Origin of the sequence: Capnocytophaga canis, assembly GCF_000827555.1 — a bacterium.
In the GTDB taxonomy this organism is placed as follows: domain Bacteria; phylum Bacteroidota; class Bacteroidia; order Flavobacteriales; family Flavobacteriaceae; genus Capnocytophaga; species Capnocytophaga canis.
On the sequence record NZ_CDOI01000001.1, the window covers coordinates 89,035 to 111,656 of the forward strand.

The following is a 22,622-nucleotide window of genomic DNA, read 5'->3' on the forward strand; positions in this document are numbered from 1 at the left end:
AAATATTAATGATAGTATCCGCTATCTACGGCTGGAACTTCTATGTCCACCTCCACCACTGCTTCCTGAGGAAGAGTTATTATCTCTTGAATATCCTGAATTATTGTAATTTCGGTTTGTACTCGGAGAGGAATTATTATAGTTCCTATTTTCATATCCTCTTGAGTAAATAGTTCTTGAATTACCGTTTTGTTGTGATGTTACTTGTCTATCAGTTTGATTATTATGACCATTGTTATATCCACGTGAAGGAACTGTACTTCGGTTATTGTAGTTGCCTTGTGTATTTCGTGAATTCTCATAGTTATAGTAACGATTTGAATCGCCATAACGTGAGTTTTCCCTCACAATAGCACGCCCTCTTCCATAATAACCGTTATTATTTCTTCTATTTGAATCGTTGGGATTGTAATAATAATCTCTGGATTGATAGTACTTCCTTCCGTAGTAAGGATAGTTATAATAGCCTCCATAGTAAGGATAATATCCATAATGATAAGGGTGGTAATAGCGTTCATAATATCCCCAACCCCAGCCTATTGAAAATCCCCAGGTTCCTCTGTTTCTGTAATATGGGTAGTAACCTCCATAATAAGGTGTCGGATACCAAGCTCCATATCCCCAATAAGAATTGTAGCGATAATAAGGATCGTACCAATAGCTATTATAATCATAAATATTTACAGTCACTTGTGAAGGATTGTCTCCCCAACCAGCGTACGCTTGTCTTCCATTTTCTGTATAAGTGTTTGATGAATAGTTATCTACATCAGTAAACACGGTATAATTGTCATCAGGGGTAAACTGTTGAGCCTTATCTCGGAAGTAATTACTGTATTTATTCTCGCGTACAACTATTGTTTGCTGTGCAGGACGATGCTCCACAACTTCTACATATCGTACCGATGGACGCTCTCCATAGATTCCGTCATCGTAATATGTGTAATAAGAACCACAGGAAGCCAAAAGCAACGGTAACATCACTAAAAAACTTCTCACCGCAAGAACTCTGATTTTGTTATACTTTTTCATAATACTGAATTTAAAAATTTCACTTCATGTTGAAATCATAGACTTCACTAATAAATCAACAATATCTGTGCCAAAATTTGAACAAAAGTAATCCATAGTTTTTTGGAATAAAGAATAGGCTTCCTGAAAAGTTAATACGACGTACCCCGGAGCAGTAAGCAATATCCTAAGCTGTTGATATTTAAACGCTCTTAAATAGTGGTACAATAAGAAAAACTTTTCGGAAAGCCTTTATAATTAATATGTTGGAAATTAGCTGTTTTACTTTTTAGCTACTAATTTTGCAATATTTACAATTACTTGTGTAGCTTTTTCCAAACTTTCTACAGGAACATATTCAAATTTCCCGTGGAAATTATGTCCTCCGGCAAAAATATTCGGACAAGGTAACCCCATAAAGCTCAGTTGCGAACCATCTGTTCCGCCACGAATAGGCTTGATAATAGGGGTGATTCCCAGTTCTTTCATCGCTTTTTCGGCTACTTCTACAATATGAAAAACAGGTTCAATTTTTTCACGCATGTTGAAATATTGGTCTTTGATTTCTACCGTAACAGCATCTTTATGAGTTTTGTTTAATTCCTCAACAATTTGTTTTATAGTTTCTTTTCGTTTTTCGAATAACTGACGGTCGTGGTCACGGATGATAAGTTGCACAGTTGTGTTTTCAATGTCGCCTGTTATATCCATTACGTGAAAAAATCCTTCTCTGCCTGAAGTTTCTTGTGGGATTTCATTTTCAGGCAACATTGATATAAACTTGTTGGCAATCAACAAGGAATTGACCATTTTGTTTTTCGCATAACCAGGATGTACGCTTTTCCCTTTGAAATACACTTTTGCCATCGCAGCATTAAAGCTTTCGTATTCCAATTCTCCGATTTGACTTCCATCCATGGTGTAAGCCCAGTCGGCGCCAAATTTTTCCACATCAAACTTGTGGGCTCCACGTCCAATTTCTTCGTCAGGGGTGAATCCAACACGGATTTTACCATGCTTAATTTCAGGATGTTGTATCAAATATTCCATAGCGGTAACAATTTCTGCAATTCCTGCTTTGTCGTCAGCCCCTAATAAGGTAGTTCCATCTGTAGTGATAATTGTTTGTCCTTTGTAAAGCAATAGGTCTTCAAAATATGAAGGGGAAAGTACTATGTTTTTTTCTTTGTTCAGTACGATGTCGCTTCCATCATAATTTTCAATAAATTGAGGATTTACGTTTTCTCCCGAGAAGTCAGGCGAAGTGTCGAAATGAGCAATAAATCCAATGGTTGGTACTTCATAATCAACGTTTGATGGTAAAGTTGCCATTACATATGAATTTTCATCAATGGTAACCTCTTCCATGCCAATTTGTTGTAGTTCTTCGGCTAAGAATCGAGCCAAGTTCCATTGTTTTTCTGTACTTGGAGTAGTTTGACTTTCAGGGTCAGATTGTGTGTCTGTTTTTATGTACGTAATGAAACGTTCTACTAATTTTTGCATATGGATTAACTATTTTATTATATAAATCTGATTTTTCTTAGTTTTAAAACCTATTTTTTTGTTTGTTTTAGAAGATTTAACGACTCTTTTAAGTTTATTATTCGTTTTTAGATATATACTTTTACCAGCAGGAAGCATCACATAGCATGTACTTCCGCTTAAGGAGATGATTTCCGCCTCTTTAAGATTGTGATCTTCCCAAGAAAAGCTAACTTCAAAGTTATTTCTTGCCTTCATTCCTTTCATTTCTCCATTTTTCCAGTCAGGATGGCTTGGCAGAGCAGGTAAAATTCGGATAACATTGTCTTTTCCGTGACTTTGTAAAAGCATTTCTGAAATTCCAGCCGTTCCTCCAAAGTTTCCATCAATTTGAAACGGAGGATGAGCACAAAATAGATTAGCGTACGTTCCACCATCTCTCCAGTTATTTGAACTAATTTCAGTAGGTTTTAATAGCTGCCGAATCAGTGTAAGGGCATGATCACCATCTTGTAATCTTGCCCAGAAATTTATTTTCCAAGCCTTGGACCAACCTGTTCCAGCATCACCACGTATGTTTAAAGTTTTGCGAGAAGCTTCGGCGAGTTCAGGCGTGTCCCAAGGGGTTATTTCATCATACGGATATAGCCCGTAGAGATGTGATACATGACGGTGTTTAGGGTCAGAGTCCTCCCAATCGTCCAACCATTCGTTCAAATCACCATCTTTTCCGATAGTGTTTGGTGCTGTGTTTTTAATTATATCTCGCCATTGAGAGTGTTTTTCTTTGTCGACACCCAATAATTGGGACGCTTTTAAGGTGTTGGAAAATAATTCTCTAAGAATTTGCATGTCCATTGTAGGCCCCATGCAAGTGAATCCAACTTGTTTTTTTCCATCTTTTAATTCTGGAAGTACATATCCGTGTTCAGGAGAATTTGAAGGAGAAGTAACCCAAAAATTTGTTTGAGGATCTTTCACTAAAATATCTTCAAAAAAATGAGCTGATTCTTTTAAAGTTGGATAGTATTCTCGTAAGAAGTTAATATCCTGAGTGAATTTGTAATGCTCCCAGATATGTTCACAAAGCCAAGCTCCTCCCGTAAGTGTCGAACCCCAACTTGCTCCTTCGCCTGGAGAGGTGAAAAACCAAGGATTGCTAATCACGTGAGCTACCCATCCGTTAGCATTGTAATAAGCCTTAGCCGTTTTTTTCCCATTCTCCATTAGGTTTTTAGTGAAACGATGCAAAGGCTCAGCTAAATCGGATAAATTAGTTTGCTCAGCTAACCAATAATTCATCTGTACGTTGATATTTAAATGATAATCACCATTCCAAGGCGTTTGATACTCCTCAGCCCACAACCCTTGCAGATTCGCTGGTAACAATCCAGGTCGTGACGAGCAAATCAGTAGATAACGCCCAAAATTGTAGTACAAAACAGGTAATAAAGGATCATTTTCGCCTTTATAAAAGCGGTGTAATCGTTCATGTGTAGTGAAATTTTCAGTAAGAATGCTACTTGGCATATACCAACGATTGCGATTGAAAACTTCCTGATATTTTTTTTGACTATCAGATAAGGCAGCCTCAAATGATGCACTTTTATGTAGGTATGAATGTGCTTTTTCTACCACGTTTTCTGAAGATAATTTCCCTGTATTATGATCGTAATTTGTTGAAGCACTTATTTTTAAAATAATGTTTTTTGAATTGTTGACAACTAAACAATCATTATTTTGTTCTAAAACTCCATCTGCTTCCACCTCTACGACTGAAGCAAACCTCATTCCCTTTTCAGTTTCATTAGGCAACGTTCCACTCATGATGATTTGGTTCCCTTGATATGAAACGGAAGCATTTTCCTTACGCGAAAGAGCTACGTTAAGTTGTAAGGGATTCGATGCAGAAATTTTAATCCATAAAATGTCGTTTTTAAAATCAGCGAAAGCAATTTGTTGAATTTGGTTATTATCACGTTCAAAGGAGGTGGTGGCAATAGCTTTCTCAAGATCTAAAATTCGTTTATAATTTTTTACCGGAGAAGAGTTTTGCCAATCCAAGGTAAGATCTGCTAATATTTGATAACAACCGTAGTGACATTTCATGCCATTCCCATGACAAGACCCACGTCCTTCAGATACAAAATGCTTTTGAAGTAATTCTTGTGCCTGGAGATTTTTTCCTTCAAAAAGTAATTGTTGGATTTCTTTCAGATAGGCATTGGCATTTGGGTTATCAGACTCCTGATGTCCTCCTGACCAAAGTGAGATTTCGTTTAAAACGATGCGTTCCACATCAGTTTTTCCGAAAATCATTGCTCCTAAGCGTCCGTTTCCGATAGGAAGGCTTTCCGTGAAATGCTTGGCCGATTCGTTGAATACCACCGAAACGTCTTGTTTTTGAGCGTTTACCACATAACAGATGAAAAACGCTAAACATACAAATGATTTTTTCATTGTTACTTAATTAGAAAATTAGCACCCAAATTTATGACTTTTTACCACAAATAGCAAAAAAACCGATTAGAAATTTCTAATCGGTTTTTCAATTTATTCTTTCATATGAACTATTTCAATTCGAAAGTGGCTTTGCGAACAATTTGACGTGCCTGAGCAGAGTTTTTGTTAACACTTTTATCTTCCCCTCTTCCTTCAGAGGTAATTCTTGAAGCATTAATTCCAGAGTCAATCAACAATTGTTTAACAGTGTCAGCTCTTTTCTTAGATAAACTTTGGTTGTAATTTGTTCCTCCTAACTCATCTGCAAAACCTACAACATTTACCCTTGAACTTGGGTTTTCTTTCAAGAATTTAGCAACAAAATCAGCAGCCCAAATTGAATAAGACTGAGGTTTGCTTGAGTTGAAATCAAAGTAAACGTTAATATATCCTTTTCGTATTAAATCACTAGCTGTGTCGCTATTGATTTCACCCGAGTGAGATACACTGTTCTTTGTAGCGTAGTTTTCATTCAAGTAGTTTTCGATTTCATCAGGAATATTATTTCCGTTAGCATCGTTCATTTTATTTTCTTTTTTAGCCACTTCTTTCTGTAAACCAGCTACATCTTTCTCTAACGCTGCTATACGGTCATTCAAATTTGATTTTTCAGTTGCAATACTATGCCAATCAGCGTGTTTTCCATGTTTTCCGATAGCAAACTGTAGGCCGACAGTAGTTACAAAGTTAATTCCCTGAATTGCTTTATTTTGAGTTGCTGTAAAGCCATCAAACGTTCTGTCTTGTTTTCCGTTAAAGTAAAAAGAACCGTCAACAACTAACGTAATTCTGTTAGAAATACGCAACTGAGGGGTTAAACCAACAACGCCGAAAGCTACTTGATCCTTACCTGAGAAAGCATCTGCCTTTAGCTGACCGTATCCAACACCTGCATGAGCCAACAATCCTAAATCACTCGTCCATTCTTCAAAGCCTAAAACACGACCTATGTTCGCAATTCCTTGTAAATTAACATTCCATAGGTTTGATTCAAACTTTGGTGTATTGTCCTTATTCTTGAAAGAATCGTATCCTCCACCTAAGCGAAGACCAAACTTATTGTTGAACATATAGCGAACACCACCGCTCACGTTCCATGGGCTAAGTGTTGAAGTTGAATAGCCTTCAGACATTTCAACCAAAGGGCTGTTAACACCCCCTTGTAAGTCAATTGACCATTTGTTGTAATCTTCTTGAGCTTTTACAGAAACTATTGCTAAGGCAAATATTCCTAAAGTAAAAATCTTTTTTTTCATTTTTCTCGTTTTTTATATAAATTAATACTGCTTTTTGTTGTGGGGTAGCAAAAATAATACTAATTTGAAAATTAGAGAAAAAATTTTGTCATATTTAACGTTTTTCTTTGTATTTTAACAACATTCGCTCCAAGGGAACTACAGATGCATCTACTCCTTCCTCAAAAGACTTAAATTGTTTCTTTACGACGAAACTTTCACCCGGAACATGAACCTTAATTTCTACAATTTTATTTTCTTTAGCGCTTGTGTTTTCTAATTTTAGATGGACATCTGCTTCGATTATTTTATCATAGAAGAGGTCTAACTTATCTAACTTTTTTTGGATAAAATCAACCAATTTTTGGTCAATAGTAAAATCTACTGGATGTACGTGTACTTTCATAACTTTAATTTTATAAAAGGTTAAACAACTTTTTTATTTATTCATTTTTTATTGCTCGAGGATGAGCTCCGTTGTACTGCTTTTTCAATTCTGCTAAACTACTATTAGTATAAACTTGGGTACTCGCCAAACTGGAATGTCCTAACAGCTCTTTAACAGTGTTCAAATCTGCTCCTCCGTCCAATAAATGACTTGCAAATGAGTGCCTCAATACATGAGGGCTTACGTTTTTCTTTGTTGTTATTGTGCTAAAGTACGAATTAATTATGCGATAAACAAGTGTTTCGTAAATTTTTTTTCCATTTTTCAGTAAAAATAAATAATTTTCACTTTCTGAATTTGCAACTTCTTGTCGTACAAATAGATATTCTTTCAATGATTTTTCTAACTCAGGAAGCATTGGTATGAGGCGCTCTTTGTTGCGTTTTCCTAATACTTTTAGTTGATGCGAACCAAAATCAATGTCTTTCAATTGTAAATTGATTAATTCGAAACGACGTATACCCGTGCTGTAAAGCGTTTCTATAATGGCATGATTTCGAATAGCCTCAAAACAATTTTTGTCTTCACATAGCGACAGTACTTTTTTTACTTCATCTTCAGAAAAGGGAAGTTTTATGTTTTTTTCTGTCTTCAACGAGGGAATTCCTTTTTCAAAAGGGCTTACTTCAATTTGACTTGATTTTTTCAGAAAAGAAAAGTAAGTTCTCAAGGCTGCCAATTTCCGATTGACGGTTTTAAAAGTGATGTTTTGCTCAGTTAAATGTATAATCCATTTTTTTAAGTCTTCTTGTTGGGCATTTTCGATATTTTGGTTTTCTTTAGGATTTAGTTCGTTTAGAAATTTTTCAAATGATATCAGGTCATGTTTGTACGCTTCCACAGTGTTTGTGGAATAATTTCGCTCTATGGTAAGATAGTTTATGAAAGCACTGACAGACATTGTTTTATAGTTATGTAGTGATATATATATTATTATAGAAAGAGTGAATACATTGTTGATTTTTAGGTTAGAAACCGATTGCCGTATCATCCCCTCTAGGATCAGCTCCGCCCTCTAATTCTCCGTTCGGATGTACTAAAATGGCATCTACTTTACCTATTATAATGTTATCTTCTTCCTTGATAAGATACCCTTTACCCATAAGTTCTTCGACTGTTTTTCGATCAAATCCTTTAGGTTCTAACTTTACTTCATCGGGTAACCATTGGTGATGAAAACGTGGTTGATTTACAGCTTCTTGCATCGTCATTCCAAATTCAATTACGTTCAGAATATTCTGTAGGACAGAGGTAATAATAGTTGATCCACCTGGAGTACCGATGACCATTTTGAGTTTTCCGTTATGTTCCACAATGGTAGGGGTCATAGAACTTAGCATACGTTTGTTAGGAGCTATTGCATTAGCTTCTGAACCGACTAATCCGTAAACATTAGGGACGCCTGGTTTGATACTGAAATCATCCATTTCATTGTTAAGGAAAAAACCTGCTCCCTTAACATATACTTTGGAGCCGTAATTCGTGTTTAGTGTTGTTGTTACAGCTACGGCATTTCCATAAGAATCTACAATGGAATAATGAGTGGTTTCTTCACTTTCGTAAGATGATAATTTTCCATGACTTATTTCCGATGAACGACTGGCTTTATCCCATGAAAAATCTGACATTCTGTATGTTAGGTAATTTGGATTGAGTAGGCTATCTAATGAAACTCGTACGAAATCTATATCTCCCAGATAGTGGGCTCTATCGGCATAAGCACGGCGTTCGGCTTCGGTTAAAAGTTGGATGTATTCTGTTTGATTGTGAGGATAATTACCAATATCATAAGGTTCTATCATTTTCAATATTTGAGCTAAACAGATTCCTCCGCTCGAAGGTAAGGTCATGGAGATGATGTTAAAATCTTTGTATTGAAACGAAATTGGGGTTCGCCACTGAGCTTTGTAGTTTGCCAAATCATCATGGGTGATAATGCCCCCCAATTCCTGTACGTAATCCACTATCCGTTTGGCAGTTTCTCCTTTGTAAAACTCATCTCGTCCATTGTCACGAATCCGTTCTAAAGTCTTTGCCAAATCTTCGTATTTGACTACTTGACCTGCCGTCCATCCATTGTCAAAAGGGGTAGGGTAGTTGTTAGCTTTTTTGATTAGTTCTATATTTTTGTTCATGTATCCATTGGCTTGTAATTCGGTAATAACTACTCCATTACGAGCTAAATCAATAGCAGGTTGTACTAATTCAGCAAAAGGTAATGAACCTAATTTTTGATGAACTTCAAAAAGTCCGTCAATAGTTCCAGGGATGCCTATTGCCAACGCACCAAGTGTGCTTTTGTGTTCAATAACCTCTCCTTTGCTATCCAAATACATATCTTTAGTTGCACCCGAAGGAGCTTTTTCACGATAATCCAGCGCTCCTGTTTTCCCATCAGCTAAGCGGTAAACCATAAATCCGCCTCCGCCAATGTTTCCTGCATTGGGATATGCCACAGCCAAAGCTAGTTCTACAGCTATCATTGCATCGAACGCATTGCCTCCTTTTTGCATTATGGCTACTCCTATTTTTGAAGCCTCTTCCTTGGCGCTTACGACCATTGCATTTTTAGCCAGTAAACCATAGACTTTCTCTTTTTCAGTGATTTGAGGTGAATTGCATTGCAAAAAAAGAAGTAATAAACTTAAAAGAAAGACCGATTTTTTCATCTTTGTCAATATTTATCGTTGGCTAATTTCCACATTATCAAATAAGAAGCACGTGTAATTTCTATGATTTTATCCCAATTTAAGCGATCGGCATGGTCAGTAGGTTTGTGATAATCTGGATGTCCATCGGTATGAAACCATACAATTGGGATTTTATACTTAGCAAATGAACCATTATCACTTCCACCGACAGGATTATCCCAAGCTCGGTAATCAGGTTCTAAATCAAGTTTGTAGCTTTTTAAATCTTGTTTCAACCATGTTTCAAAAATAGGGAATGAAGCCGTATAGAAATACACCACATGTTTTGGTTCGGCAGGACGATTATTACGCCCAATCATGTCATAATTCAAATAGGACTTTATATTATCTCTAAAAGAGCATTTGTCGATGAAATATTGTGAACCAAGAAGCCCTCGCTCCTCTCCATCCCAAAAAGCGAAAATAATGGTTCGCTCAGGTTTTTCTCCCGATTCTTTGAAAGCCTTTGCCAATTGCAGTACGGCTGACACTCCCGAAGCATTGTCGTCTGCACCGTTGTATATATTGTCACCAAATAAATTTGCATCCATTCCCAAATGGTCGTAATGCGCACCCACGATAACGTACTCATTTTCCTTTTTACCTCGAATCATTCCTAAAACATTAGCCATTTCCAAACGAACGTGGAAAGTTTTCTGTAAACGTGTGATTATCGAGTCAGTAACCGTGTATCGTTTCGGTTCACGAGCCGAGTTTTCAGGTCGGTAAGCAGTAAAGTGTTGTAGGTAGTTATTTGAAGATAATAAGGGTTCTATGCCGTATTGTTTGAGTTGAGCGACGATGTATTCTCGAGCAATTCGTCCCCCTCGAAACCCTGATTCGCGACCTTCTAAAAGGTCATTTGCTAAAAACTCAATATGAGCTTCAGCTTTTTTGCGGTCAATGGCTTGAAATCCTTTTTGTATTGGTTTTTGGGCATTGACATTCAATGCGATAATCAATGTAAAAAATAAAGCAATGTATTTCATAGTTTTTGGTAATTAAGATTTGTCATTATTTATATCTGAAAACTTATTGCGATTCATTGTGTATATTTTATGTTTTAGAAAGTGTGGTATATTTATATAAGTCAATATAAATCAATGAAATATAGCCTCTTCGTTAAAAGAAAATCCGTTAAGTAAATCAGAGGCTTTCATTCGTTTTTTTCCGGGGATTTGGAGTTCAAGCACATTAATATATCCTTTTTTTACGGCTATATGAATTTCTTTCTTCTCGGAGGTAACTTTTCCAAACGGAAGGTCGTGAGCCTTTTCCATAAAAATGGCATCATAGATTTTGATGTTCATTTCTATTTCGTTTTGACGCAAGAGCGTCCAAGCTGTTGGATACGGGCTCATCCCTCGGATGAGTCTTTCTATGGCGATTCCTTCGGTTTGCCAGTTAATTTTACAAGTTTCTTTGAAAATTTTTGGAGCTTCAGTAAAAGTTTCATTCATAGGTTGTTGCTTCGGGAGGCAGTTTCCTTTTTGTATAGTATCGACCGTTTTTAATACCAAAGCAGCTCCCTGTACCATCAGTTTATCGTGTAATGAACCTGCGGTTTCTCGGTCTGATATGGGAGTTTCTGTTTGCATGATTATAGCCCCTGTATCAATCTTTTCATCAATAAAAAAGGTAGTCACCCCCGTTTTTTGTTCTCCGTTGATGATTGCCCAGTTGATAGGAGCTGAACCTCTGTAATGAGGTAATAATGAAGCATGTAAATTAAACGTTCCGCATTTTGGAAGTTGCCAAACTACCTTCGGAAGCATCCGAAAAGCGACCACTATTTGCAAATCGGGCTCCAAATCTTTGAGTGATTTTATGAAATTCTCATCTTTCAAATTTGTCGGTTGCAAAACCGGAATTTGTTGACTTTCTGCATATATTTTTACGGGAGATGAGTGTAATTTTTGTCCACGACCAGCAGGTTTGTCAGCAATGGTGACAACACCTACGATATTGTATTGATTTTCAACTAACTGCTTTAAAGTCTCCAGAGCAAAGTCTGGCGTACCCATAAATACGATTCTTAAATTTTTCATGTTTTGATATTAAAAGAAGAACTATTAGGAGGTTGTTTCAAAAAACTGTTTTCATCTCCCTATAAGTTCATAATGAGAGCATTATGAAAGTTTTTCTCTCGGATAAGTTTATCAGTTATGGCAAATGTAACTTATTGTTTGTTAAGTAGATATTAATGTATAAAATTACTGTAAAGAAGCCTGAATTTCAGCCTTTAAACTATCAGAAGCCTCAACTAAAGGTAAGCGAACATGAGGTTTACACAATCCCTTAGATGCTAAATAGGCCTTTATACCTGCAGGATTTCCTTCTTTGAATGTTAAATGTATTTTTTCAATTAGTTTGTACTGCAACTCATTGGCTTTTTGAATGTTACCCGTTCTTCCGAAGCGAACCATATCTGAAAATTCCTTTGGAAATGCAATAGCTACCACCGAAATTACTCCGCTTCCTCCCATGTACACCGATGGTAACGTAGTCATGTCATCTCCGGATAGGAAAGTAAAATTGGTAAGTTTTTCGCGTAATATTTTCATACATAGCACTAAATCGCCTGAGGCTTCTTTCACAGCTACGATATTTTTAAACTCTTTTGCTAGACGAACAGTAACCTCCGCCGACATTGAAACACCTGTGCGCCCTGGAACATTATAGAGAATCAATGGCAGTGGAGCATTTTTTGCAATTTCAGCAAAGTGAGCGTACAGTCCATTCTGTGAGGGTTTGTTGTAATATGGCGTAACAGACAAAATAGCTACAAAATCGGAGAGGTCAGTTTCCTTTATTTGTTGTATAACCTCTTGGGTGTTATTTCCTCCGATACCAATTACCAAAGGAACTCGTTTTTTATTTGCCTCAATGATTGTTTTGCATACCAATTTTTTCTCTTCTTTGGTTAAAGTAGGAGCTTCACTGGTAGTTCCTAATGCCACGATGAACTCTACACCTCCATCAATTACATAGTCCACAATCTTAGCTAATGCTTCAGTATCTACTTTATTATCGGCTGTAAATGGAGTAATTAGAGCCACTCCTGTTCCTTTTAGTTGTTCCATGTCTGTTTTATTTTAATATCGTTTCCAAAACTTTTTTAGTCTCTTCAATGAAGATATTTTCCTCTTCAAGTTTACAATTGATGATGATGTCATTGTAAGTCATATCAATACCTTGAAAACCAATTCGTAATTTTGCTTTGATAGATGACGAAAGCAATAACAGTGCGAGTTTAGGTTCATTGAAATAGTTTATCAGTACATCATACTCCTGCTCAGCAAGTCTGTCAGCATGATAGTTACGTATTTTCCCTTGCCAATTAATTTCTCTGTCCGTTAAAAAAGGAACTCCATTAGCATGGGTTTCGTCCGATTTTCGTTTATATCCTAAAAAAATATAATTTTCAGGGCGTACTCCATAGAATTTTGTCAATTGTAAAAGAGGATCGATGTCCTTAATCACATCCATATCAATGAGGCATCCTATTTTCACGATTCCATTGTCAAACCTTGAAGAAAAGGATTTTAGCTCTTCTATGTTTCGTTGGATGCGTTTTTTTACGTAATATGTTTTTAGAAATTCCAAAATTATTTTATCTTTACGGTCTGAATGCAAATATAAAAAATAAAATATTATGAAAATATCATTTATGAAAAACTTATTCCAATATCAACGACTTTTTTTTGTTGGTTTTGCAACATTTTGTTTTTTATCGTCATGTGGTGATAAAAAACAGCAACTCACACACATTGAAGCAAAAAGCATTGAAATTGATAACCAAATTTCAGAAGATACTGAAATAGATAGTTTTATAAGTCCTTTTCGTAAACATATCCAAAAGGAAATGGCTGTTAAATTGGCTTATAACTTAGTTGCATTGGAGAAAGGAAAGGAAGAAAACGAAGCTAATGCGGCGATTGCTAATTTTATGGCAGATGTTTCGTATGAAATGTTAAATCCAACCTATTTTAAAAGAACAGGCAAAAATATTGATTTTGTTCTTTTGAACTGGGGAGGTATTCGCTCCGATTTGCCTCAAGGGGAAGTTACTATTGGAACAGCTTATAGGTTGATGCCTTTTGAAAATAAGTTCGTGTGTTTGGAAATTAAAGGTAATAAGGTGCTTGAAATTGCAGAATATCTCCATAAAGGCAAACGACCACATCCTATTTCAAAGCAAGTGAATTTAAAAATGACTCATAAAGGCGATGTTAAGTTGTTTACTATCAATGGAAAACCTCTTGATTTGAACGCTACTTACATTGTTGCTACATCAGACTATCTGATGCATATGGGTGATGGGATGCTTTTTTTTCAAGATCCGGTGAGCGTTTACGAAACGGATTATGCAATCCGTAACGTACTTATTGACTATTTCACCAAAGTAGATACGCTTCATTTCACAAAAGACAATCGAGTAGAGCGAATTAAAGAATAGGGAAGAAGAGGAGATAAGAAATGTTGAATTTTAAAATCATTTTCTTTCATTTTCAATAACTTGAACGCCATAAATGCTTTCAAAAATTGCTTTAATGTGATCCCATTCGCTGTCGCGTACTTCTATGAAAAGTCTGCAATCTAATCCAAGTTTTTGGTCAATTACTTCCAGATTTTTTTCTTTGACCACACGCATCACTTTGTTCATGTCTTTGTAATCAAAGACAATTTGAAGGGTTTGGGTCACGATTTTTTCGATGATTTCAGCTTCTTGTAAGGTCAATTGGGCTGATGTTTTGTAAGCCTGTACCAAGCCACCAACTCCCAATTTAATACCACCAAAGTAGCGTACCACAATGATGAGTACGTTGGTAAGGTCAAAGGATTGTATTTGTCCATAGATAGGAATCCCAGCTGAGTTGTTGGGTTCACCGTCATCATTCGCTCGGTAGTGCTGTTGCGCTCCGTGTCCCAATTGCCATGCGTAGCACCAGTGTCGAGCAGAATGGTGTAGTTTCTTTACGGCTTCCAAATGACGCTTGACATCTTCTTCCGTTTGTATGGGAAAGGCATACCCCAAAAATTTACTACTTTTTTCCTTAAAAATTACTTCTTCTACAGGAGAAGCAATAGTTTTAAACACATCATTCATTGTTGTGAATTTTTGTAAATAAACAAGTGATCTTCTCCAAAGAGCATTGTTTTTTGCAGTGAAGCATCTTTCAACGCAGGAGCTTTGATACCATTTTTGAAAGTCGATTTTCCAATAAAAACAAAGGCTTCATCCCATAGTTTTGCATCTATAAACTGCTGCAGAACATTTCTACCACCCTCTACGATAAGACTTTGTATGCCTTTTTTGTAAAGTATTCTGCAAATTTGTTCAGCAATATTCTCCGAAAAACAGATATTTTCAAAAAACGTATTCTTAAATTTAGCGTTTTCTCTTTTTTCTGTAATGAAAATGGTGTCGGTTGATTCGTCCCAAACAGAAAATTTTTTGGGTGTTTTTAGTTCTCGGTCAATAATCACTCTAAGCGGATTTTTACCTTGCCAATGGCGAGTGTCTAGTTTTGGATTGTCGTGAAGAACAGTATTTGTTCCTACTAAAATAGCTTCCTCTTTACTGCGAATTTTGTGTGTGTATTGTCTTGAAAATAAGTTAGTTATCCAATGAGGGTTTACTTCCTTTTTTTGCTCAGGTGCAATGAACTTGTTAGAAGTTTCGGCCCATTTTAAAAAGATGTATGGGCGTTTTTTCTGATGGAAAGTGAAAAAACGTTTGTTAAGTTCTTGACATTCATCTTCTAAAACCCCTACAATAACTTCACAACCGGCTTCTTTCAGTTTTTTTATGCCATTACCACACACTTTAGCGAAGGGGTCAGTTGTTCCGATGACTACTTTGGGAATCCCGTGTTTAATAATAAGATCAGCACACGGAGGGGTTTTTCCAAAATGGCTACAAGGTTCCAAACTTACAAAAATGGTACTTTTTGAAAGTAGGTTCTTATTTTTGACTGAATCAATAGCATTTACTTCAGCGTGTGGTTTACCAGCTTTTTGATGCCATCCTTCACCTAGGATGCTATCTTCAAAAACAACGACACTCCCTACCATTGGATTGGGGTAGGTAGCTCCTAATCCATTGTTAGCTAGTTGGATACAGCGTTTCATGTACTTTTCGTAGTAGGTCATTTTTATTCTATGATTTTTATCCGAATAATTCTTGGATTGCATCTTCTATTTTGGCTACTTTTACGATGTTGATAGCCGTATTTTTCAAAGCCACTTTGCTATATTTTGATACAAAAATGGTGGTGAAACCCAATTTTTCCGCTTCGGTAATGCGTTGCTCCACACGCTGTACAGGTCGTATTTCCCCACCTAAGCCTACCTCTCCAGCAAAACAAATGTTTTTTTCAATAGCAATGTCTTCGTTGGAGGATAGAATCGCCATGGCTACTCCCAAGTCAGTAGCAGGGTCGTCAATATTAATCCCTCCAGTGATATTTAAAAACACGTCCTTAGCTCCCAATCGGAAACCAGCTCGTTTTTCTAGTACAGCCAGTAACATATTGAGGCGTTTAGCATTGAATCCTGTAGCACTTCGCTGTGGTGTTCCATAAACAGCAGTACTTACAAGTGCTTGAATTTCAATCATCAATGGACGCATTCCTTCCAAAGTAGCCGCAATTGCTGTTCCGCTAATGGTTTCCTCAGTTTTTGAAATCAAAATTTCTGAGGGATTGCTAACTTCTCGCAATCCGTTGCTCAACATTTCGTAAATTCCAAGTTCAGAGGTAGAACCAAAGCGGTTTTTCAGTGATCGCAGTATGCGATAAACATGATTTCGGTCGCCTTCGAATTGTAATACGGTGTCGACCATGTGTTCCAAAATTTTAGGACCTGCAATTTGCCCATCTTTGGTGATATGCCCGATAAGGATAACAGGTGTATGTGTAGTTTTTGCAAATTTTATCAACTCGGAAGCACATTCTCTGACTTGTGAGACACTCCCTGCCGAAGCCTCAATATAATCCGATTGCAAGGTTTGTATGGAGTCAATAATAACAATTTCAGGTTGTAACTCTTTGATTTGTTGGAATATATTCTGTGTTTTTGTTTCTGTGAGTATAAAACAATTATCCAATTTATGTACAATGCGATCGGCTCGCATTTTGATCTGTCTTTCGCTTTCTTCTCCCGAAACATAAAGCGTTTTGTAAGGCAGATTTAAGGCGGTTTGCAGTAGAAGTGTACTTTTTCCGATGCCAGGTTCGCCGCCCAATAAAGTTACGGATCCGGGAACAATGCCACCGCCCAGTACGTTGTTCAGTTCGTTATTATTGCTGTTGAGCCGAGTTTCTTCTTGCGTACTTATTTCAGAAATGGGAACATATTTAGGTGTTTTTTTGGATTTCGGAGTATCGTCCTGCCATGCTTTTTTTGCTTCTTTTTGGATGATTTCTTCAACAATAGTGTTCCACTGTTTACAAGCATAACACTGCCCCCGCCATTTGCTGTACTGAGTACCACAATTCTGACAAAAGTATGATGTTTTTATTTTCATTTTCTTAGCTTTACGATACGTTGGTCGATAATGTCCTTTTTTATGAAATCAATAGGAAGTTCAGTATATGCTTTTTGATAGGCACGTAATGCTCTCTTGTTATCTCCAGTATGCTCGTAGTATTCTCCTAAGAAGAAATTTGGCATAGCTGTTTTCTCATATCCATTATCTTTCACATAATCAGATAGTTTTATTAATGAATCCCAGTCTTCTTTTTCTATAATTACATCATAAGTTGCCATAATATCATTCAAAACAGGTGTTTTTTTGAACCCTAATTCCGATTCTATTTTTTTGTATTTATCCTCTAAATAGTAAAAAATATCTTCAGATAAAGGTTGTAAGTTTTCCTTGAACTCTTTAGCATCAATTGGTTTATAGGAGCTGAAAATCAGGTCAAAAGCTCTTGGTATTCCTGATAAAGCTACCGAGTGTAATGAAGTTTTTGGAAAATCGTCGAAAAATAATTTTACATCTTTAGTTGTTAGGTTATTAACAATTTGGCTATTCAAACTTTTTGTGTTAGTGTAGGCTGTTTCATGATCGTAGTTTGTTGTAGCAATGTAGTAGAAAACAGTTCTTTTAACAGCGTTGAGTTTATCCGAAATGGTTTCCGAAATAGCCGGTAATGTCTTGGGATTTAGACTGATAACGACGTTAAATAAAGGTTCTTTTCCTAAAAAGAAATAATTACTTACATAAGCACCTTCATCCTTGGCAATAATTCCTTTGAAGTTATTTACGCTATATTTTCCATGAATATAAGGAATGAGTTCTCCGCCCATAAAATCCAAAAAATTAGCTGATTGGCGAGTCAGTTCCCCGTTTTTTCCAGTTTTTACGTCCTCAAGAGTGTTGTAAACTCCAACGATGATGCATTTAGGCATATTTTCAAAATACTCATAGTAACGAGCGTTTGCAAGTACAGGCTCCATCAAAGAACTGGCGTTTAGCACTACTAATAGTGGATAAGCCTCTTTATCAGAATATTTTTCAGGTAGATAAATGGCTAATTTTCGTTTTTCACCCAATTTTCGTGACGAAAATTCTTCTGAAATAATTTGAGCATAGGCAGTTCCTAAAAAGAGAAATAGAAAGCCAAGAGAGAAGATTTTTTTCATATGTATTTACGTGTGTATAATATCATTTTGTTTGTTCAAAAATACGAACTACTTCGCTGTGTGTAACGGTTTTATCTTTGAAGTATTCGGTGATTTGTTCTTTTTGTCTGTCACTTGCTCCTAATTGGTTTAAAATGTTCATTAGATGCATCTTCATATGTCCTTTCTGAATTCCCAAAGTAATCAAAGAACTTACAGCTGCAAAATTTTGAGCCAAGCCAACGGTGGCTACAATTTGCATTAGTTCAGAGGCAGAGGGTTTTTCTAAAATTTGTAAGGCTGTTTTTACCAAAGGATGTAAGTTTGTTAGTCCACCTACTGTGCCCAAAGCCAACGGTACTTCGATTTCGAAATGAAAAATATCATCTTTGATATGCGCCTTTGTCAAACTTTGGTATTTTCCTGAACGAGCGGCATAGGCATGAACTCCTGCCTCCACAGCCCTGAAATCATTCCCTGTGGCTAAAATGACAGCATCCATTCCGTTCATGATACCCTTGTTATGCGTAGTTGCTCGTCGTACTTCGGAATTAGCTATCGCGATGGCTCGTACAAATTTCTCAGCAAATTCCTTACCGCTCAATCCTGCAACAGCCAAATCCTCCACAGGCGAGGATGTACTTACTTTTACCAAACATTCGGGTACATAATTCGATAAAATTGACATTACGATTTCGTATTTCCCATCAATTTCAGGATGTTTTAAAGCTTCTTGACGAAATGTTTCTGCAAATTGTTCTAAGCACGAATTGATGAAATTTGCACCCATAGCATCCAGCGTTTCAAAGGAAGCAAACAATTGGTAGTAATTGGCTAATTCTGAGGTTTTATCCACCAAGCGAAGTGTTGAAATGCCTCCTCCTCTTTTTTCCATATTAGAGGTAATGTGTTTTGCATCAGTAAGCATTTTTGAGTGTATTTTCTCAAAAAAACACTCTAAATCAGCTTTTTTACCATAAAACATGAGATGTACTTGTCCATTTTTTTCTGTGGAAATGACTTCGGCTTTAAATCCTCCACGTGTTTCCCAGTATTTTGCAGCTCTACTTGCAGCCGCTACAATAGAGCTTTCTTCAATTGCCATTGGAACGGTGTAAGTTTTTCCATTGATAACAAAATTTGGAGCTACGGCAAACGGTAGGTAGAAATTCGTTACCGTATTCTCAATAAATTCATCGTGTAATTTTTGGAGAGTTTCATCGGCGTTGTGGTATTTTTTAAAATTAGAGAAAGCATCCTTATCATCAGGGAAATAAGTGTCGCAAAGCCATTGTATTTTTTGCTGTTTAGTCAGTTTGGAAAATCCTGAAATGTTTTTCATCGTTGTTTTAATTGTTAAATAAGCATAGGGTACAAAGATATGAATTTTTTTGTGTTTAAAATCAACATCTCACCAACATATTTTGGATGTTATTCAGATACAGTCTGTATAAGAAAATCATGTTTTTATTTTGGTAATAAATGTGTACTTTTGCTTCCGTTATACTATGTTTATGAAAGAACAAATAGATTTATATCTGAAAGAAATTGCTGATAAAAGCGAGATAGAAACCCTGCGTTATTTTGCTGGACAATTTCCTAATCAGGTCGTTTTCTCGACGAGTTTTGGTATGGAAGATCAAGTCATTACCCATTTGATATTCAAAAACCGCATACCTATCAATATTTTTACTCTTGACACAGGGCGTATGTTTGCAGAAACGTATGCCACTTGGGACAAAACAGCGATGGCTTACGACACAAAGATAACTCCTTATTATCCAAAAGCAGAATTTATTGAGAACTATGTAAAAACAAATGGTATAAACGCTTTTTATGAATCTGTTGAACTTCGAAAAGAATGCTGTTACATTCGCAAGGTGGAACCCTTAAAACGAGCATTAACAGGAAATAAAGTATGGATTACAGGGTTGAGAGCCGAACAATCTTCAAATCGAGAGCAAATGCCTATGGTTGAATGGGATGAAGGCAACCAGATTATCAAATTCCACCCAATTTTGCATTGGAAAACTACCGAAGTTTTGGATTTTTTAAGAGCTAACGGAGTGCCATACAATCCATTACACGATAGAGGTTTTATAAGCATAGGTTGCCAGCCTTGTACACGAGCTGTTAAGGATGGAGAAGACTTTCGTGCAGGTAGATGGTGGTGGGAGGACAAAAGTAAAAAAGAGTGTGGGTTGCATTCTACAAAGTAAAAGGATGGCATCACAATACCTTTTTTTACAACCTTTTGTTTCTATGAAAAATGTAATGAAAAATGTATATTTGCAAAATATTTCAATTTGAAGTATGCGAATATGCTAACTAATCTCGAAATAGGTATTTTGATTTTTTTTGCTCGTATTCACCTGATGGAAGCATAGAAATTAATAATATATTTGTTTCCTGAGTTTGGTAAATTAAGAAAATAACAAATAATATTGAACATTTAGATATGGATTATTTAGAACAATTGGAGGCAGAAGCCATACATATATTCCGCGAGGTTGGTGGTCAGTTCGAAAAACCGGCATTGCTTTTCAGTGGTGGGAAGGACTCCATCGTGTTAGTGCATTTGGCATTGAAGGCGTTTCGTCCGTGTAAGTTTCCGTTTCCGCTTGTGCATATCGATACGGGGCATAATTTCCAAGAAGCGTTGGACTTTCGCGATAATTTAGTGAAGAAACTCGGTGAGCGACTCATCGTCCGCAAGGTAGAAGACACCATTAAAGCAAAGGGCTTGACCGAACCCAAAGGAAAATTTGCAAGTCGTAATGCCTTACAGTCTTACACTTTGTTGGATACCATCGAAGAATTTGAGTTTGATGCTTGTATCGGTGGAGCAAGACGCGATGAGGAGAAAGCTCGTGCTAAGGAACGAATTTTTTCCGTGCGTGACGACTTCGGCGGTTGGGACCCGAAATTACAACGCCCCGAGCTTTGGCATACCTATAACGGAAAAATACATAAAGGCGAAAACGTGCGTGTGTTTCCTATTAGCAATTGGACGGAGTTGGACGTTTGGAACTACATTCGTCGTGAAAAAATAGAGCTACCGAGTGTGTATTTCTCGCACGAACGCGAAGTAATTGACCACAACGGACAACTGATTGCCGTTTCGCCATATATTCAGATTGACGAAAATGACGTGATAGTAAAACGCAAAGTACGTTACCGAACCGTTGGGGATATGACCTGTACGGCAGCGGTAGAGTCCGAAGCCTATCAGATTGATGATATTATCAACGAAATTACCGCCACCCGAACCAGTGAGCGAGGAGAAACCCGAATTGACGACCGCATCTCCGAAGCTGCAATGGAAGACAGAAAAAAAAGCGGATATTTTTAAGATAAAATCAGAAAGTTGTATTCTTAAAAAAATATATCGCAGAGATAAAAGAATTATTCTTTTTACAAAAATTAAAACATTTCATTCAAAAAGGAAAAATTAAGTATTAAGAAAAAAAGCGTGTATATTTTAAAAATATTAAATTCTTTTACTTTTATAGAGTAAATGTAATAAAAATGTCCGAAAAGGAATGTTAAAACCACTTTATGAAAAATAAAATAGATAGTTTTGTTGTTTTAGGGCAGTTTTTGGAGCAGTTTTCGGTTTTTCCGTATGTAAAAAACGTTTCTTTGCCTCAGAATGAAGTCTTTTTTGATGGTTTTGTTGAGGTTTTAGGATTGGCTGAGCAACAAAACGGTTGGTTTACTTCTGAAAATTTGCGTTTTGCTTGTAAATCTTGGGCGGAAGCGTTGCAACGGAACAATATAGAACGTTGGCTATCAAACTACACCTTTGATGGAATTACTCCTAAAGATATAGCCATCATTATGGCGGGAAACATTCCTTTGGTGGGGTTTCATGATTTTTTATGTGTACTAATTTCAGGACATCGTGCTGTGGTCAAACTATCTTCGGATGACCAAGTGCTACTTCCTTTTTTAGCGAATTACCTTCAACATATAGAACCGAGTTGGCGTGGAAAATTTGAGTTCACAAACGAACGAATGACCCACTTTGATGCTGTCATTGCTACAGGAAGTGATAATTCTGCTCGATATTTTGAGTATTATTTCGGAAATAAGCCTCATATTATTCGAAAAAATAGAAATTCGATAGCTGTTTTAACAGGAAAAGAGACTCAGGAGCAGCTTTTTCAGTTAGGAAAGGATATTTTTACGTATTTTGGATTGGGGTGTAGAAGTGTTTCTAAGATTTTTATTCCTGAAAATTATGATTTAGATATCTTTTTCAAGGCAATTTTCCCTTATAGTGACATCATCAATGGGCAGAAATATGCTAACAATTATGACTATAACAAGGCTGTTTATTTGATGAGTTTGTACAAACTTCGTGAAAACGGCTTTTTGATTTTGAAAGAAGATGAGCGATATGCTTCTCCTATAGCAACGCTTTTTTACGAATACTATACCGATATTAACAATTTGAAAAATAAATTGCTAACCGACCTTCATAAAATTCAATGTGTTGTCTCAGATGGATTTTCGCACAATGAAATTCATTTTGGAGAAACCCAACAACCAGCATTGTGGGATTATGCTGATGGAGTGGACACGGTTGCATTTTTAACGAATATACCATAGAAACGA

The 22,622-nt window shown here is 36.5% G+C and carries 20 protein-coding genes; 4 read left to right on the forward strand and 16 right to left on the reverse strand.

What is annotated here, in order from left to right; all coding sequences use genetic code 11:
• Window positions 1-21 precede the first annotated feature (21 nt).
• From CCAND38_RS00370 to CCAND38_RS00420, 11 genes are all read right to left on the reverse strand, one after another.
• A complete protein-coding gene (locus CCAND38_RS00370; protein WP_042008065.1) occupies window positions 22-1,032 on the reverse strand; it encodes a hypothetical protein in 1,011 nt (336 codons plus the stop codon).
• Window positions 1,033-1,293: 261 nt separating this feature from the next.
• Window positions 1,294-2,517, reverse strand: a complete 1,224-nt coding sequence (gene pepT, locus CCAND38_RS00375; RefSeq protein ID WP_042342912.1) for a peptidase T — start codon at window positions 2,515-2,517, stop codon at window positions 1,294-1,296.
• A 9-nt stretch (window positions 2,518-2,526) separates the two neighbouring features.
• Entirely contained in the window at window positions 2,527-4,956 is a 2,430-nt protein-coding gene (locus CCAND38_RS00380) for a glycoside hydrolase family 95 protein (RefSeq protein WP_042342914.1), read from the reverse strand.
• Window positions 4,957-5,066: 110 nt separating this feature from the next.
• Window positions 5,067-6,254, reverse strand: a complete 1,188-nt coding sequence (locus tag CCAND38_RS00385; protein WP_042342915.1) for an OmpA family protein — start codon at window positions 6,252-6,254, stop codon at window positions 5,067-5,069.
• 94 nt (window positions 6,255-6,348) lie between these two features.
• On the reverse strand, window positions 6,349-6,639 hold the full coding sequence (gene hpf, locus CCAND38_RS00390; RefSeq protein ID WP_042342916.1) for a ribosome hibernation-promoting factor, HPF/YfiA family: 291 nt from the start codon (window positions 6,637-6,639) through the stop codon (window positions 6,349-6,351).
• A gap of 37 nt (window positions 6,640-6,676) precedes the next feature.
• Window positions 6,677-7,582, reverse strand: a complete 906-nt coding sequence (locus CCAND38_RS00395; protein ID WP_042008055.1) for a tyrosine-type recombinase/integrase — start codon at window positions 7,580-7,582, stop codon at window positions 6,677-6,679.
• A 67-nt stretch (window positions 7,583-7,649) separates the two neighbouring features.
• A complete protein-coding gene (ggt, locus tag CCAND38_RS00400) occupies window positions 7,650-9,350 on the reverse strand; it encodes a gamma-glutamyltransferase (RefSeq protein WP_042342919.1) in 1,701 nt (566 codons plus the stop codon).
• Between the two features lie 5 nt (window positions 9,351-9,355).
• A complete protein-coding gene (locus CCAND38_RS00405; protein WP_042342920.1) occupies window positions 9,356-10,360 on the reverse strand; it encodes a M28 family metallopeptidase in 1,005 nt (334 codons plus the stop codon).
• Between the two features lie 111 nt (window positions 10,361-10,471).
• The gene (gene fmt, locus CCAND38_RS00410; RefSeq protein ID WP_042342923.1) at window positions 10,472-11,419 is read right to left on the reverse strand and encodes a methionyl-tRNA formyltransferase; all 948 of its coding nucleotides are present in this window, start codon (window positions 11,417-11,419) and stop codon (window positions 10,472-10,474) included.
• 165 nt (window positions 11,420-11,584) lie between these two features.
• Window positions 11,585-12,454: a 4-hydroxy-tetrahydrodipicolinate synthase gene (gene dapA / locus CCAND38_RS00415; RefSeq protein ID WP_042342924.1), complete on the reverse strand. Its 870-nt coding sequence runs from the start codon at window positions 12,452-12,454 to the stop codon at window positions 11,585-11,587.
• Window positions 12,455-12,461: 7 nt separating this feature from the next.
• Window positions 12,462-12,977: a DUF6913 domain-containing protein gene (locus CCAND38_RS00420; RefSeq protein ID WP_231549978.1), complete on the reverse strand. Its 516-nt coding sequence runs from the start codon at window positions 12,975-12,977 to the stop codon at window positions 12,462-12,464.
• Window positions 12,978-13,026: 49 nt separating this feature from the next.
• Here CCAND38_RS00420 and CCAND38_RS00425 point away from each other — a divergent pair, with 49 nt between their 5' ends.
• The gene (locus CCAND38_RS00425) at window positions 13,027-13,830 is read left to right on the forward strand and encodes a 5'-nucleotidase C-terminal domain-containing protein (RefSeq protein WP_231549979.1); all 804 of its coding nucleotides are present in this window, start codon (window positions 13,027-13,029) and stop codon (window positions 13,828-13,830) included.
• Between the two features lie 36 nt (window positions 13,831-13,866).
• Here the strand turns inward: CCAND38_RS00425 and CCAND38_RS00430 are convergent, their stop codons facing one another.
• From CCAND38_RS00430 to CCAND38_RS00450, 5 genes are read right to left on the reverse strand one after another with little or no spacing between them, the layout of a single operon-like run.
• Complete coding sequence (locus tag CCAND38_RS00430; protein ID WP_042342926.1) at window positions 13,867-14,481, reverse strand: IMPACT family protein; 615 nt, start codon at window positions 14,479-14,481, stop codon at window positions 13,867-13,869.
• Window positions 14,478-15,527, reverse strand: a complete 1,050-nt coding sequence (ribD, locus tag CCAND38_RS00435; RefSeq protein WP_042343016.1) for a bifunctional diaminohydroxyphosphoribosylaminopyrimidine deaminase/5-amino-6-(5-phosphoribosylamino)uracil reductase RibD — start codon at window positions 15,525-15,527, stop codon at window positions 14,478-14,480. Before ribD ends, CCAND38_RS00430 begins: the two co-directional genes overlap by 4 nt.
• Window positions 15,528-15,543: 16 nt before the next feature.
• Window positions 15,544-16,902, reverse strand: a complete 1,359-nt coding sequence (radA, locus tag CCAND38_RS00440; protein ID WP_042342927.1) for a DNA repair protein RadA — start codon at window positions 16,900-16,902, stop codon at window positions 15,544-15,546.
• Window positions 16,899-18,023, reverse strand: coding sequence for an alpha/beta hydrolase (locus tag CCAND38_RS00445; RefSeq protein WP_042342929.1), 1,125 nt, complete (start codon window positions 18,021-18,023; stop codon window positions 16,899-16,901). Before CCAND38_RS00445 ends, radA begins: the two co-directional genes overlap by 4 nt.
• Window positions 18,024-18,045: 22 nt before the next feature.
• Complete coding sequence (locus CCAND38_RS00450) at window positions 18,046-19,344, reverse strand: hydroxymethylglutaryl-CoA reductase, degradative (protein ID WP_042342931.1); 1,299 nt, start codon at window positions 19,342-19,344, stop codon at window positions 18,046-18,048.
• A gap of 172 nt (window positions 19,345-19,516) precedes the next feature.
• On the opposite strand from CCAND38_RS00450, the gene CCAND38_RS00455 reads away from it, so the two are divergent.
• The 3 genes from CCAND38_RS00455 (at window position 19,517) to CCAND38_RS00465 (ending at window position 22,616) form a co-directional block, all read left to right on the forward strand.
• Window positions 19,517-20,221, forward strand: a complete 705-nt coding sequence (locus tag CCAND38_RS00455) for a phosphoadenylyl-sulfate reductase (protein ID WP_042342933.1) — start codon at window positions 19,517-19,519, stop codon at window positions 20,219-20,221.
• 239 nt (window positions 20,222-20,460) lie between these two features.
• A complete protein-coding gene (gene cysD / locus CCAND38_RS00460; RefSeq protein ID WP_013996864.1) occupies window positions 20,461-21,354 on the forward strand; it encodes a sulfate adenylyltransferase subunit CysD in 894 nt (297 codons plus the stop codon).
• A gap of 206 nt (window positions 21,355-21,560) precedes the next feature.
• Complete coding sequence (locus tag CCAND38_RS00465) at window positions 21,561-22,616, forward strand: acyl-CoA reductase (RefSeq protein ID WP_042342934.1); 1,056 nt, start codon at window positions 21,561-21,563, stop codon at window positions 22,614-22,616.
• Window positions 22,617-22,622: the final 6 nt, after the last annotated feature.